Genomic DNA, 13,348 nt, shown 5'->3' with positions numbered 1-13,348 from the left:
CCACTTGCTCCTTCTCGCTACTATGGGAGCATGTTCACCCCATCCGACCAGCACATTTCCGCCCAAGGAGCGGGGCGTTACGCACCGTCGCCTTCCGGAGATTTGCATCTCGGCAATCTCCGGACCGCCCTTTACGCGTGGCTCTTTGCGCGGTCAACCGGTCGCCGCTTCGTCCTGCGCGTCGAAGACCTGGATCGCGTGCAAGAAGGCTCCGCGCGGCGCCAGTTGGACGATCTCGCGTCCCTCGGCATCGATTGGGATGATGAGCCGCTCGTGCAGTCGAAGCGCACCCATGCCTATGACGTGGCTGTAAGTGAACTTCGTGCCAGGGGTTTGGTCTACGAATGCTTCTGTACTCGTCGGGAGATCCAGGAAGCGGCCTCGGCGCCCCACGGGGCTCCGGGCGCCTACCCCGGAACCTGTAGGCAACTGACGGACGAGCAACGAGCCGAAAAAGCCCTGTTCCGGCCCGCAGCCTTGCGCCTCCGAGCCGAGGCCAGCGACTGGACGGTATGCGACCTCTTCGCCGGTCGGTACACGGACACCGTCGACGACATGGTGCTTGTTCGCAACGACGGGCGGGCGGCATACAATCTCGCGGTGGTGGTCGATGATGCGCATCAGGGAATCGACCAGGTCGTCAGAGGGGACGACCTTCTTTCATCGACGCCTCGGCAGTCCTATCTTGCTCATTTGCTGGGCCTCGACGAGATCGTCTACGCACATGTTCCGCTCGCCCTCAACCGCGACGGCAAGCGACTGGCCAAACGCGACGGCGCCGTCACGATGGCCAGACTTCGGGATGCGGGGCTTTCCTCCGCCGATATCGCGCGGATGATCGCCCAGTCGATGCCGCTCCGACCCGTACGCGGCTCCACCGGTCCGCACCTGCCGGAAACCGCGCAGCAGATGCTCGAGGTCTTCTCGCCGGATGCGATATCCCATGATCCCTGGACTGTCCTCGATCCCTTGATGGAGTCTTCCTGTGCCGCTTGTTGACCGCATCTCACCCCGTCACAAAGGCACCACGGCGTTGCTCGCGGTGCTCGTGGGTTCAACCGGCATCCAGATCACAGCCGCTGTCGCTTCGACACTCTTCGAAAAATTCAACCCCGTTTCGGTCTCGGGTCTGCGCATGACGACGGCCGCGGTCGTTCTCCTGCTGATCGCGCGACCACGCTTCTGGCGGTTCACCCGGAAAGACTGGCTCTCGGTCCTGGCCTACGGGGTCGTCTCATCCTTGATGAATGTTTTCTTCTACCTCGCGGTCGATCGCATTCCGCTGGGCGTCGCCGTCACCATCGAATACCTGGGCGCATTTACCGTGGCCATGATGGGTGTCCGCAAGATCAAGGACGGCTTATTCGCGCTCGGAGCCCTCGCCGGTGTGGTTCTCATCGCAGGTCCGACTTTCGGCAACACCGATTTGCTGGGCTACGTCTTCGCCTTCATGGCCGCCGCGTCCATGACCGGATACACATTCCTGTCGGGAAAGATCGGCAACGGTACCGAGGCGACCTCCGGGATCCGCGGGCTGTCGGTGTCCATCGCTATCGGAGCGATCCTATGGTCGCCCGCCACCGCGCTCGCGGTGCCGAGAATGAATCTGGGGGATTGGGGCATCGCAATATTCATCGGTGCCGTGGGGCTTGCATTGGCTTTCTCGTGCGATGCCTTCGCAGCGACGCTCACCAATCCTGCCGTTGTGGGCGTATTCTTCTCCCTGGACCCGGTGGTTTCCTCGCTGGTCGGTCTTGTGCTGCTCGGTGAGCTACTGGCCGTTCCGGCCTACGTGGGTATCGCGCTGATCGTCGTTTCGGGCGCCGCCGTGACCTGGCGCGCCAACCGCTCCGCGGCGATGATCACGACGCATACCGAAGCCCTCCAGGTCCTGCATACCTCTCAAATGCCCAAGGCTCCCCGGAAATAACACCGACGCCCGTACCGAAATACCGTGCGCTCATCTATCTCATATTTAATATAATCCCTGTGATCTGGCATACTAAACGATTCAAAGTCTGCCCCGAATACCTTGGGGGCGGATTGCGACACTCATCAATCCAGACGCACCGGAGATTTTTTGATGTCAGATCAGACATTTCAGTACATAGCCCTGGGGATATATTTTCTGGGGATGATCGTGATCGGCCTCTGGGCCAGCACCAAGAACACCGACAACGAAGACTACATGCTCGGCGGTCGCTCTCTCAGGCCAGGGGTCGCCGCCTTGTCCGCCGGTGCGTCCGACATGTCCGGCTGGCTCGTGATGGGCCTTCCCGGGGCGATCTACGTCTCCGGCCTTCTGGACGCATGGATCGCTATTGGCCTGACCATCGGAGCATGGGTCAATTGGAAGCTCGTCGCCCCACGTCTGCGCGCTTATTCGGAGGTCGCAGGCAATGCGATAACCATTCCTTCCTTTTTCGACAATCGCCTCAAAGCCGACGGTCTTTCAAGCCGCGTGCTGCGCGTAACGTGCGGAATCATCATTCTTGTATTCTTCATTTTCTATGTCTCGTCGGGCATGGTAGCCGGGGGCAAGTTTTACCAGACCACGTTCGGTGGAAACTATCTGCTGGGCATGATCGTCATTGCCGCGATCACGGTGCTTTACACGTTCTTCGGCGGATTCCTTGGGGCTACCTTCACGGACGTGGCACAAGGTCTGCTGATGCTGATCGCGCTCATCATGGTCCCGGTCGTCGCCGTCATTCAGTTCGGCGGCCCATCGCATGTTCTCCATGCCGTCTCGGAGGCGAATCCGAACGCTCTGTCGCTCGTCAGTGGCGCTACAGTCATCGGCGTCATCTCCTCTTTGGCCTGGGGCCTCGGATACTTCGGCCAACCCCACATCGTGATCCGTTTCATGGCCCTCCGGGCCCCCAAGGACGCACCGACCGCCCGACGTATCGGAATTTCGTGGATGGTCCTCTCCGTATTGGGCACCATCGCCACGGCCCTGACAGGTATCGCGTATTTCTCGACGCACCCTGAGGCAAGCCTCACGGACACCAAATCCGCCGAAACCGTATTCTTGGATCTGTCCCAAATCCTGTTCCATCCTCTGGCGGCAGGCTTCGTCCTTGCGGCCGTGCTCGCCGCGATCATGTCCACGGTTTCGTCCCAACTCGTGGTTTCGTCGTCGGCCGCGGTCGAAGACCTGGCCATGTTGATCATCAAGCGCAAGCCTTCCCCCAAGGTCCAACTGTGGATGTCCCGGGGCGCTGTCCTGACGGTTTCGGTCATCGCGGCCCTGATCGCTCTCGACTCGGATTCCGCGGTGCTCGAGCTCGTGGCCTTCGCCTGGGCCGGCTTCGGTGCGGCCTTCGGACCGCTGATGCTGATGTCCCTGTTCTGGAAAAAGCTCACCGCAACTGGCGGACTGTGCTCGATGATTGTCGGCGCCGTGGTGACGATCGTGTGGCGGTACGTGTTCCAGGACCCCGAGTCCACGGGCATCCTCGCACTGTACGAAATCGTCCCCGGCTTCTTGGCCGCGCTCGTGGTCGGCATCGTGGTGTCCTTGACGACCCACAAGCAGTCGGAACGCGTCGAGCGAGAGTTCGAGGAGGCCAAGGAACTGGCCTCGGCCCGCTGACCTGCACCGCCCCCGATGTCCTGCCCACGTGGTCCTCCCCGCGGGCAGGACGCGTAGAACACGGTTAGAATCGCAAAGATGACTACGCGCGAGAACTTCCCAGTGCCCCAGTCCGTTTCCGACACCTTCGATCCTCACCGGTGGCGTGAGGTCGAAGGCTTCGACGACTTCCAGGACATCACGTATCACCGGCAGGTCGAGCGGGACGCGTCGGGCCAGGTGGTTCGGGACCTCCCTTGCGTCCGCATCGCCTTCGACCGGCCCGAAGTTCGCAATGCTTTCCGCCCCGGGACCGTGGACGAGTTGTACCGGGCCCTGGACCATGCACGCATGACCAGTGACGTGGGAACTGTATTGCTGACCGGCAACGGCCCTTCGCCCAAGGATGGCGGCTGGGCCTTCTGTTCGGGCGGTGACCAACGCATCCGGGGACGCGACGGGTACCGTTACGCCGAGGGCGACACTGCAGATTCCATCGACCCGGCGAGAGCGGGCCGCCTCCACATCCTGGAGGTTCAGCGGCTGATTCGCACCATGCCCAAAGTCGTCGTTGCAGTGGTCTCGGGCTGGGCGGCCGGGGGCGGGCACTCTCTCCACGTGGTATGTGATCTGACCATCGCTTCTCGAGAATTCGGCAAGTTCAAACAGACCGATGCAACAGTCGGCTCTTTCGACGCCGGTTACGGTTCGGCCCTTCTGGCACGTCAGGTCGGTCAGAAGGCCGCGCGCGAAATTTTCTTCCTGGCCAGGGAATACGATGCCCAGCGCATGTACGAGATGGGCGCGGTCAATGAGGTCGTTGCACATGCCGACTTGGAAGAGACCGCTCTTCGATACGCCGCGGACATTGCGAGCCAATCCCCGCAAGCGATACGTATGCTGAAGTTCGCGTTCAATCTGCCCGACGACGGAATGGTCGGCCAGCAGGTCTTCGCGGGTGAGGCTACCCGCATGGGGTATATGACGGACGAGGCGGTGGAAGGGCGAGACGCCTTCTTGGGCAAGCGTGATCCCGATTGGTCCTCCTTCCCGTACTACTTCTAGTCACGGGGTGCACCGGAGCGCAGGGCTAGGCTGGAGGAGTCATGGATTTTTCTTCGCTCTCCCCTGCGCCCCCACCCTCAGCGGTTTCCGATGCCGCTCTTCACCTCGCCGGACCCGGATCCATCGGGCCGGAAGAGTTGTACCGAGGTCTCGGCGCGATCATCACCCGAGAGACCAGAGTCGGGGAAGAGGTCGCCGCGCTGGTCGTCGGGACCTCGGGCTCCACGGGACGCCCCAAAAAGACGGTGCTGAGCGCCCGGGCCCTGCGTTCCTCCGGACTTGCGACCGAGGTGGCCACGGGAACCGATGGCGGTGCCCATTGGTTGCTCGCGCTTCCGGTTCACTACGTGGCCGGGGCGCAGGTCGTGGCTCGTTCGATCTTGGCGGGTACACGACCTGTAACGACGGAATCCATTGTTTCCGGAAGCCATTTCACCGCACGGGACTTCCTCGACGCGGTCGACCGTCTCGGTGCGGGCAACCGAATGACCTCATTGGTGCCCACCCAAGTTCATGCTTTGCTCGAAGAGGTCGAATCCGGTGCAGTCCCGGAAACGGACATGCTCGAAGCGCTGCGCAGTTTCGATGCGATCCTGCTGGGAGGGGCCCCCGCGTCGTCCATGCTCTTGAGCCGTTGCGACGAACTACGGATTCCCCTCGTGCTGACCTACGGAAGCGCGGAGACAGCCGGCGGATGCGTCTACGATTCCCACCCGCTGCCCGGAACCCGTATTGCCATCGAGCCCTCCGCAGATGAGAGCGGTGCCGGACGAATCTGGCTGGGTGGACCAACCTTGGCCTCTGGGTACCTGGAGGACAGCGAGCGTACGGCCGAGTCATTCCGACGCGATCCAGAGGGGGTCTGGTGGTACCGGACCGACGATCTCGGAAGGTATACCCCGGAGTCCGGCCTGCGCGTCATGGGTCGAGCGGACGACGTTGTGATGACCGGCGGTGTCAAAGTCTCCGCTCGTGCAGTCGCGCGTGTCCTCGAAGAGGATCCCACGGTACGCGAAGCAATAGTCGTCGGGGTGGAAAGCCCCCAATGGGGCCAGGAGATTCGTGCCGCTGTTTCCCGCAGGCCGGAGCGTGACCCCGACGCCAAAGCTCTGACCGAACTCGTACGCCAACGATTGGGGCCTGCGGCGGCGCCCAAGGAAATCGTCGTATTGGACCAGTTGCCGCAGGCCAGTACCGGAAAGCCTGACCAAGCCGCGGTCCGGCGGCTGCTGGAGGGCTCCTCCGTCCAGTAACGATTCTCGCTCGACTGGCGCGTTCCGGCCTCAGTGAGACAATGAATTGTCATTCCATGCATCTCGCCTGGCGCTCGTGTGCCCGGCTCGTCCGAGAGGAACCATCGTGGCAACCATTGCACAATGGGTCGAAGGCGCTCGTCTGCGCACACTTCCCCTTGCCGTCGCCCCCGTAATCGCGGGGACCGCAGCCGCGATCGAACTGAGAGAATTCCGCCCGGTCTGTGCCGTCTTGGCGTTGCTCGTGGCCTTCTTCCTGCAGGTCGGCGTCAACTATGCCAATGATTATTCGGACGGCATCAAGGGCACCGACGATTCACGGGTCGGGCCCATGCGCCTGACCGGTTCAGGCGCGGCCCCCGCCAACCACGTCAAATTCGCGGCCTTCGGATGTTTCGCCGCAGCCATGGTTTCTGGGCTGGCCCTCGTCGTGATCACGGGTCAATGGTGGTTTCTGCTCATCGGCCTCTCGGCAGTCTTTGCCGCGTGGGGGTATACCGGAGGAAAACACCCGTACGGATATATGGGGTTGGGCGATGTTTTCGTCTTCCTGTATTTCGGGCTCGTCGCGACGATGGGAACAACCTTCGCGCAGGCTTCGCAACTGTCGATAACGGCCGTGGTCGCCTCGGTTTCCATGGGTCTCATAGCGTGCGGTTTGCTGATGGCAAACAATATTCGGGATATTCCCACGGACACCGAGGCAGGAAAACACACCCTTGCAGTCCGACTGGGCGATTCACGGGCACGGCTGGCCTACGCGATCGAACTCGCTTTGGCTTTTGCTCTGATGCTCTTCACCGTCCCTGAGAACCCGTGGAACCTCTTGGTTCTGCTGGCCATACCCCTGGCCTTGCCCGCCACGCGAACCGTTCTGTCCGCGACGGACATGAGAAAACTGATCCCTGTCCTCAAGCAGACTGGCTTGCTCAGCGTGCTTTTCGCGCTTCTGCTCCTGGTCGCTTCAATCATCGGAGCCTGACTCATTGACCAATACTCCCGAGAATTCTTCTTCGGAACCAAGTGACGGCGCCGACCAGCCCGGATCCGGGGCCACGGCGAGAATGCCGGGTGCTCACCGGGTCACGGCCGCGTGGTGCATCGTCGTCCTGCTGATCGCATCGTGCTTGAGGCCCGCGCTGACCACGGTAGGGCCGGTTCTGACGCAGATCGGCGACGACACAGGCTTGGGCTCGGGCGGTTTGGGTCTCATCGGTGCGCTTCCGCTCTTGGCCTTCGCGGTTCTGTCCCCCATCATCTCGATCCCGGCGCAAAGGGTCGGCATTGAGAGGGTCGTTCTTGTTGCCCTCGTGGTTCTGAGCTTGGGGATTCTTCTGCGGTCAACGCCCGGTATCGCGTGGCTCTGGGTCGGAACCCTGCTGGTGGGCGTCGGCATCGCCATAGGCAATGTGCTGGTGCCCGTCATCGTCAAGCGCGATTTTGCGAAGCACGTGTCTCTGATGACGGGGCTGTACACGGCGGTTCTGTCGGTGGGCGCTGCTACGGCCTCGGGAATCACCGCTCCCCTGTCACACAGCCTTCCCGGTTCGTGGCGCTCGGCCTTGGCCCTCTGGGCTATCATTCCGGCAATCTGTGCGGCATGGTGGTTCTACCTGACGCGCAAGGCTCGCAGGAGCGAATACGAGCGCTCTGGTTCACTGGCGAAGGCGATCACGGGCTCGATTCCCGCGGTCCCTTCCGCAGTCGAGCCCAACGCTTCGAGAAAGGTATCGCTCTGGAAGTCTCCCATCGCGTGGCAGGTCACGATGTTCATGGGATTCCAGTCGCTCATCTTCTACACCGCGGCGAATTGGCTCCCGACGGTCGAATCGACGATCGGCATCGGCGCGGCCACCGCGGGGTTCCACCTCTTCTTGCTGCAGCTCCTCGGAATCCTGGGCAATTTGAGCGTGAGCTTCCTGGCCGAACGCGGCGCGTCCCAGAGCTGGCTCGCAATGGTTCTCGCGGGATTCCTCATCGTTGCCCTGGCGGGAGCACTCGTTGCTCCTCAAGCGGCAGCCTTGTGGGCCAGCTTCATCGGCATCGGCTGCGGCGGCAGCTTCTCACTGTCCCTCGCCATGATCGGTCTCCGGACCAGCAGCTACGCCCAGACCATGAAACTCTCCGGAATGGCCCAGTGCTTGGGATATCTGATGGCCGCTCTCGGCCCGTTGCTTGCAGGTTGGTTCGCCGAAGCCTTGGGCGGGTGGGAGCTCGTTCTCGTGATCCTATTGGTTCTTATGGTCGTTCATTTCATCGCGGGTGCATTGGCCGGGCGCAACCGCAAGATCGGTACCGTCAAGAAATAACGCACGGGACACAGGACCGTGTGCCGGTCGCTGACCGGCGAACTTTGCGGACCCCGGTATTCCGTCGGGGCTGTCAGCTCCGAGACCGGTTCTATTCTGCGCACGGTAGGGCCTCGCCTGCTTCCATGGGACGTGGCTCCCCCGGCGGGGACCACCCGCCCGGCAGCAAACACAGACCACGCCATACGGTCGCGCAGGCATCCGGCCATCCCAGCTTCCTCAAGGGAATCCTCTCGCTGCATTCAATGACGATCCGGCCGCACAAGAAGGCAACTACCAGGACAAGAAGTATGACAATCGCCGACACCGCGGCGAGAAACAGTAATGCGATGAGCTGATCCATGATGGCCCTTGATTCTTCTCAGAAACGTTTGTCGGTATCAGCTTCCGATGTCCGTGCTCGGTGGACCATAGTCAATTCCCGCACAATCATTCGGACGGCCCGAACGATGACGCCCCGTCCGGCGGCCGGTGTCTTACAGTAAGGACTGTCCAACCCTTCGCGAGCACCTGGAGTATACAGATGAGCCTGTCGCCCGATCTCCACCGACTGCGCCTGTTTCTGGCCGTGCTCGACTCAGGCTCCGTCACCCTGGCAGCCCGGAATCTGGGATTCGCCCCGTCGACCGTGAGCGAGCAAATGCGTACTCTGAGTCGTGAAGCGGGAGGAGAGCTGTTTCGTCGAGATGGAACAGGCATTGTCGCAACCGAACTCGCGCGAGTCCTGGAACCACATGCGCGGGCTCTGCTCGACCGATTCACCCGGGCCAACGCCGAGCTCCGGGTTCATCATCAGCAGGCCACCTCGAGAGTCAGCGTCGAGTTCACATCCAGCGTGGGAAGCTCAATACTGAGCCCAGCTGCTGCGGCATTTTCCCGGATTCATCCCGAGGTGAAGCTCGAACTCACTCTGCAGACGGACGCTCTCGCGTCTGCGGACAAGGTTCGCCACGGAGAATTGGATCTGTCCTTCTCATTCGTCCGGTTAGAAGACCTTGGCCCCGGCCTTGCCGCGCAGGCGGTTTTGTTTGATCCTTTTGTTGCGGTGGTTCCCGCGGACGATCCTTTGGCAGAAAGAAATGACGTCACTCTCGAAGAGCTCGGGCGCAGACCGTGGATAAGTCATGACCATCCGCTCGGCTCGTGCTCCCAAGGCCTCGTCGAACAGTGCCGAGGCGCGGGCTTCGAGCCTCCCTACGAGATCGCAACCGACACTTTCGAAACGGCCCTGGACCTCGTCGGCGCCGGACTCGGTATCGCGGTCATCCCGGCCCTTGCGCTGGCCCGGCCGCGCGAGGACGTCCGACACATCACGATCAGAAAGGGTCATTCCGAGACCCAAGTCCCGGGACGTTGCATGGTGATCCTCCATCGGCCCGATGCGTCTCAGCACGCCATGGATTTAAATGATCTACTGCTGCGCACGGGGCAAGAGTTCCTTGCTGACCGGCATTATCTCTGAGGACAGAAGTTCAGACGTCTCGGCCTTCCTGGCGGAGCTGCTCGTCGACGTACTGGTCCTCGACCTCGACGTCCTCGTCCCCAACCGTCTTCTTCACGCGCTTGCCACGGATCTTCTGCCAGAACCGACCGAAATCGCGACTGGCCGCATTGTGAAGCTTGGGGAAGGCCAAATAGGACACGGCGAAGGCAATCAGAATTGCAAACACCCCGGCCAGGACCAAACCGGTCTTCAGGAAGAGGCAGACCACGAAGACCACGGCCATCATGCCGAAGCGAAGCAGGGTGTAGTACAAGAAATTCACGGTGTTTAACTCTACTCTCCGGACCTGAAGGTCCGCTCGGTGTCACATGGTCCAGCCGCCGGTAAGCTGTATTCATGCGAGCAGTTCTGATCATCGTCGCGGCAGCCGTCGTCGTCGGCATGACCATTTACGCCCTTTTGGATATCTCCCGTACGGAGAAGCACCATATCGTGGCTTTGCCCAAGCCCGTGTGGTTCGTCATCGCGCTGGTGTTTCCGGTCCTCGGGCCCGTCCTCTGGTTAATCTTCGGCTACAAACGGCGGCCTCCCACACGTGGTGAGGGCCCGGCACCCTCGGGCCCACGCCCCGGAGCCGCTCCCGATGACGACGAGGCTTACCTCCGGTTCCTGGACCAGCAGACCGAGCGCCGCAAACGCGATGAAGACCGACGCCGCCGTGAGCAAGGCCGTGAACAGGACGGCAACGAGGGCGCCGGCTGAGACGGGTCCCTCCAAATACAAAAAAGCGCTGCGTGAAAAAGACCCCACAGTGGACGGTCTCTTTCACGCAGCGCTGTTTTACGGACGGGTTCTACAGCCCCGAGTAGGAGTGCAACCCGTTGAAGACCACGTTGACCGCAGTGAAGTTGAAGATAATGCACCCGTAACCGATGATCGACAGCCACGCAGAACGCGGGCCTGTCCATCCGCGGGTCGCACGCGCGTGCAGGTAGGCAGCGTAGACCACCCAGATGACGAACGTCCAGACTTCCTTGGTGTCCCAGCCCCAGTAACGGCCCCAGGCCTTGTTGGCCCAGATCGCGCCCATCGCCAAAGTGAACGTCCACATCACGAAGCCCACGGTATTGAGACGGAAGGCAAAGTTCTCCAGAGCCTGGGAGGAGGGAACGAGGCGCATGAATCCGAGCCCGGTCTTCTCCCCTTCGATCAGTTTGCGTTCGCGCCGGGACTGGATGAGCTGGAGCACCGCCATAGCGAAGGTAATGGTGAACACTCCCGAAGCCATGACTGCAACAGACACGTGGATGACGAGCCAATAGGACTGGAGAGCAGGTTTGAGGTGCCCGACCGGTGTGGGGAAGCCGATGGTTGCCGCAACCATCATGATCAGCGCAAGACCCGTAACCAGCGAGCCGATAAATCGAAGGTCGCGGAAAATCAGGGCAATCAGGAAAACGATCGAGACCACGAGCGCGCCCGTGGTGCAGAATTCGTACATATTTCCCCACGGCACGCGACCCGCCGCCAGGCCGCGCGTCACGACACCTACGACGTGGATCGCGCAGCCGATGATCATCACGGCCACCGCAACGTTTGCTGCTGGGCGACGCTCGCCCGTGTAGGTCATGGAATCGTCAGCGACGTAGGAACTCAGTTTGGCCCTCGTCTGGGCGTTGTAAGCACGTCCGCGACTTCCGCCACCTCCGCCTTCGATGAGGGCCGTCGAAACACCGGATCTGGAACCGGTACCCGAGGACGCGGCCCCGCTCTCGGCTGCACCCACTCCTGCGCCGGCCATGACCGGGGCCTCCTCAGGCGCTCGCTGCGCGGCGGCCTCAGCCTTTCGTGTGGCCTTCGAGTGGGAGGCCAGGTCCCATGTGAAGGCCACGAAAGACACCAGATAGGTCACCGCGGCCAGGAGCATGAATGTCTCGCTCCACTGGCCTAGGTTCTCGTTGATGGTCATGCTTCCCTTTCTGGGCCGGTAAGTCGTGCCGAGCGCCGATACGGGTGCTCGCGCGGTTGTTCGGCCCGATGCGAGAAAATTACCCCTCGCTGAATTCTAGTCCCCATTCCTGGGCGAAAATCTCGGTCAATTTGTCGGCTTCTGATGCGAGCCGCGGGTCTTCACCGCGCGCCAGGAGTCCGTATTCGACAACGACGGCCTTGCTTCCGTCGTCGAGCTGTGTCTCATGGGCCTTGACCCACAGGCGGCGCCTTGCCACGAACAACGAGATGATCAGACCGCCGAAAGCCAAGAGGAACGACACCAGGACCACGGGCTTGCCCGGGTCGTAGTGGATGTCCAATCCCGCGTAGCGTTTGACGCCTTCGAATTCGATGCTGCCCTTTCCGTCGGGAAGATCGAATTTGTTGTTGTCCTCGGTCAACACGATGCCACCGTGTTCCGATTTCATCGAGTTGAGCTCGTTCAACTTATTCGTGTCGAGCACGTAGACGTTCTGCGGGTCTCCTTTGTCCAGTCCCAAGTCGCCGGAGTACGAAGACAGGACGAGCGCGGGATTCGCCGGCGCGGCGTCGGCAGAATACGGCATCTGACCGGACTGGATGACGGCGGTGGGCAGGAACATGCCCACGAATCCGAGTTGGTCGGGACCGGCGTCGGGAACCTTGAGGACCATGGACGAGGTGAAGACCTTGTCCGTAGGCAACGTGACCACTGGGCCCTCGTACGCGACCTCGCCGTTTCCACCGGTGACCTTGACGACCGGAGCGTACCCGTTGCCCGAAAGGTATACGTTGTTGCCGTCGATATTGAGCGGCTCGTTGACCTTCAGGGATTCCTTCTTCGCCTCCGCGTTCGGGCTATCCTTGACGGTCATCTGAGCGTCGTAGCTGAGGTCCTGTCCGTAGGTCGACGATGTCTTGTCGCGGTCGTAGGTGACGTTCAATTTGTCCAACGAGACCGAGAAATTGCGGAGCCAGTCCGGGTTGTAGTTGGTTCCGGGTTTGAACGAGTCGTAGCTGATCAACGTGTTCACGTGGGAATCTCCCTCGGTCACGATCTTCTGACCGCTGTAACCGAACTGGCCGCCGATAGCGACGCCGACCAGGACGCCGATCATCGCGGCGTGAAAGATCAAATTCCCGATTTCCCGGACGTATCCCCGCTCGGCCCCGACGCTCGGGTAGGCCCGATCCTCCCGAATTTCCGTGCGGTAATGACGCTTGCGAAGGATTTTGTTGGCCGTGCGAACCGCGGTATCGGCGGTGAGTCCGCCGTCGACGGAGTCGACCGGGATCGTCAGAACACGGTGTTGAGGCAGTCTTTTCAGATTGCGCGGGGTTCGAGGCGGCTTCGCCCCGTAGGCCTTGGCGTGTTTGATCGCGCGTGGTATCACGCAACCGATCAGCGAGATGAACAGAAGAATATAGATTGCCGAGAACCAGGCCGAGGAGAAGACGTCGAAGAGCTGGAGTTTCTCTGCGATGGGTCCCCACGTCTTGTGCGAATCCATGTACTCCTGGACCTTCTGAGGGTCCTGGATGTTCTGCGGGAACATTGATCCGGGGACCGCCGCAACCGCAAGCAGCAGCAAGAGGAACAACGCAGTATTCATCTTGGTCAGCTGGGTCCATGCCCACCTGAGCATGCCAATGGGCCCCAGTACCGGAGCGTCTTTCTTGGCTGCCTTCTTCTTTTTACTCATGCCATCCATTTTCGGTAGCGGGTTTC

At 61.4% G+C, this 13,348-nt stretch carries 12 protein-coding genes; 9 read left to right on the top strand and 3 right to left on the bottom strand.

Going from position 1 to position 13,348, the window contains the following annotated elements:
- Positions 1-30: 30 nt before the first annotated feature.
- The 8 genes from gluQRS to EWR20_RS03755 all read left to right on the top strand — a co-directional run bounded on the left by gluQRS (position 31) and on the right by EWR20_RS03755 (position 9,666).
- A complete protein-coding gene (gene gluQRS, locus EWR20_RS03790; RefSeq protein WP_129359129.1) occupies positions 31-999 on the top strand; it encodes a tRNA glutamyl-Q(34) synthetase GluQRS in 969 nt (322 codons plus the stop codon).
- Positions 986-1,930, top strand: a complete 945-nt coding sequence (locus tag EWR20_RS03785; RefSeq protein WP_129359127.1) for an EamA family transporter — start codon at positions 986-988, stop codon at positions 1,928-1,930. The genes gluQRS and EWR20_RS03785 overlap by 14 nt, the downstream gene beginning before the upstream one ends.
- Before the next feature lie 153 nt (positions 1,931-2,083).
- On the top strand, positions 2,084-3,598 hold the full coding sequence (putP, locus tag EWR20_RS03780) for a sodium/proline symporter PutP (RefSeq protein ID WP_129359125.1): 1,515 nt from the start codon (positions 2,084-2,086) through the stop codon (positions 3,596-3,598).
- 78 nt (positions 3,599-3,676) lie between these two features.
- The gene (locus EWR20_RS03775) at positions 3,677-4,642 is read left to right on the top strand and encodes a 1,4-dihydroxy-2-naphthoyl-CoA synthase (RefSeq protein WP_129359123.1); all 966 of its coding nucleotides are present in this window, start codon (positions 3,677-3,679) and stop codon (positions 4,640-4,642) included.
- Positions 4,643-4,683: 41 nt separating this feature from the next.
- A complete protein-coding gene (locus EWR20_RS03770) occupies positions 4,684-5,895 on the top strand; it encodes an AMP-binding protein (RefSeq protein WP_129359121.1) in 1,212 nt (403 codons plus the stop codon).
- A gap of 106 nt (positions 5,896-6,001) precedes the next feature.
- Positions 6,002-6,877: a 1,4-dihydroxy-2-naphthoate polyprenyltransferase gene (locus EWR20_RS03765; protein WP_129359119.1), complete on the top strand. Its 876-nt coding sequence runs from the start codon at positions 6,002-6,004 to the stop codon at positions 6,875-6,877.
- 4 nt (positions 6,878-6,881) lie between these two features.
- Entirely contained in the window at positions 6,882-8,204 is a 1,323-nt protein-coding gene (locus EWR20_RS03760; RefSeq protein ID WP_129359117.1) for an MFS transporter, read from the top strand.
- Between the two features lie 523 nt (positions 8,205-8,727).
- Entirely contained in the window at positions 8,728-9,666 is a 939-nt protein-coding gene (locus tag EWR20_RS03755) for a LysR family transcriptional regulator (protein ID WP_129359115.1), read from the top strand.
- 10 nt (positions 9,667-9,676) lie between these two features.
- Here the strand turns inward: EWR20_RS03755 and EWR20_RS03750 are convergent, their stop codons facing one another.
- The gene (locus EWR20_RS03750; protein ID WP_129359113.1) at positions 9,677-9,970 is read right to left on the bottom strand and encodes a DUF4229 domain-containing protein; all 294 of its coding nucleotides are present in this window, start codon (positions 9,968-9,970) and stop codon (positions 9,677-9,679) included.
- A 74-nt stretch (positions 9,971-10,044) separates the two neighbouring features.
- Here EWR20_RS03750 and EWR20_RS03745 point away from each other — a divergent pair, with 74 nt between their 5' ends.
- Positions 10,045-10,410, top strand: a complete 366-nt coding sequence (locus EWR20_RS03745) for a PLD nuclease N-terminal domain-containing protein (protein ID WP_129359111.1) — start codon at positions 10,045-10,047, stop codon at positions 10,408-10,410.
- Positions 10,411-10,501: 91 nt separating this feature from the next.
- Here EWR20_RS03745 and ccsB read toward each other — a convergent pair whose 3' ends face one another.
- Positions 10,502-11,617, bottom strand: a complete 1,116-nt coding sequence (gene ccsB / locus EWR20_RS03740; protein ID WP_129359109.1) for a c-type cytochrome biogenesis protein CcsB — start codon at positions 11,615-11,617, stop codon at positions 10,502-10,504.
- Between the two features lie 79 nt (positions 11,618-11,696).
- Positions 11,697-13,322 (bottom strand): cytochrome c biogenesis protein ResB, encoded by a 1,626-nt coding sequence (resB, locus tag EWR20_RS03735; RefSeq protein WP_238147549.1) that lies wholly within the window; start codon positions 13,320-13,322, stop codon positions 11,697-11,699.
- Positions 13,323-13,348: the final 26 nt, after the last annotated feature.

It is taken from the genome of Rothia uropygioeca (assembly GCF_004136585.1).
In the GTDB taxonomy this organism is placed as follows: Bacteria; Actinomycetota; Actinomycetes; order Actinomycetales; family Micrococcaceae; genus Rothia.
Note: the sequence above shows the minus strand (reverse complement) of the source record. Positions and strands in the feature narration are given on the sequence as shown.

Coding starts and splice junctions, on each gene's coding strand:
- EWR20_RS03775 (WP_129359123.1), top strand. CDS start 3,677: ATGACTACGCGCGAGAACTTCCCAGTGCCCCAGTCCGTTTCCGACACC.
- gluQRS (WP_129359129.1), top strand. CDS start 31: ATGTTCACCCCATCCGACCAGCACATTTCCGCCCAAGGAGCGGGGCGT.
- ccsB (WP_129359109.1), bottom strand. CDS start 11,617: ATGACCATCAACGAGAACCTAGGCCAGTGGAGCGAGACATTCATGCTC.
- EWR20_RS03770 (WP_129359121.1), top strand. CDS start 4,684: ATGGATTTTTCTTCGCTCTCCCCTGCGCCCCCACCCTCAGCGGTTTCC.
- resB (WP_238147549.1), bottom strand. CDS start 13,322: ATGAGTAAAAAGAAGAAGGCAGCCAAGAAAGACGCTCCGGTACTGGGG.
- EWR20_RS03745 (WP_129359111.1), top strand. CDS start 10,045: ATGCGAGCAGTTCTGATCATCGTCGCGGCAGCCGTCGTCGTCGGCATG.
- putP (WP_129359125.1), top strand. CDS start 2,084: ATGTCAGATCAGACATTTCAGTACATAGCCCTGGGGATATATTTTCTG.
- EWR20_RS03755 (WP_129359115.1), top strand. CDS start 8,728: ATGAGCCTGTCGCCCGATCTCCACCGACTGCGCCTGTTTCTGGCCGTG.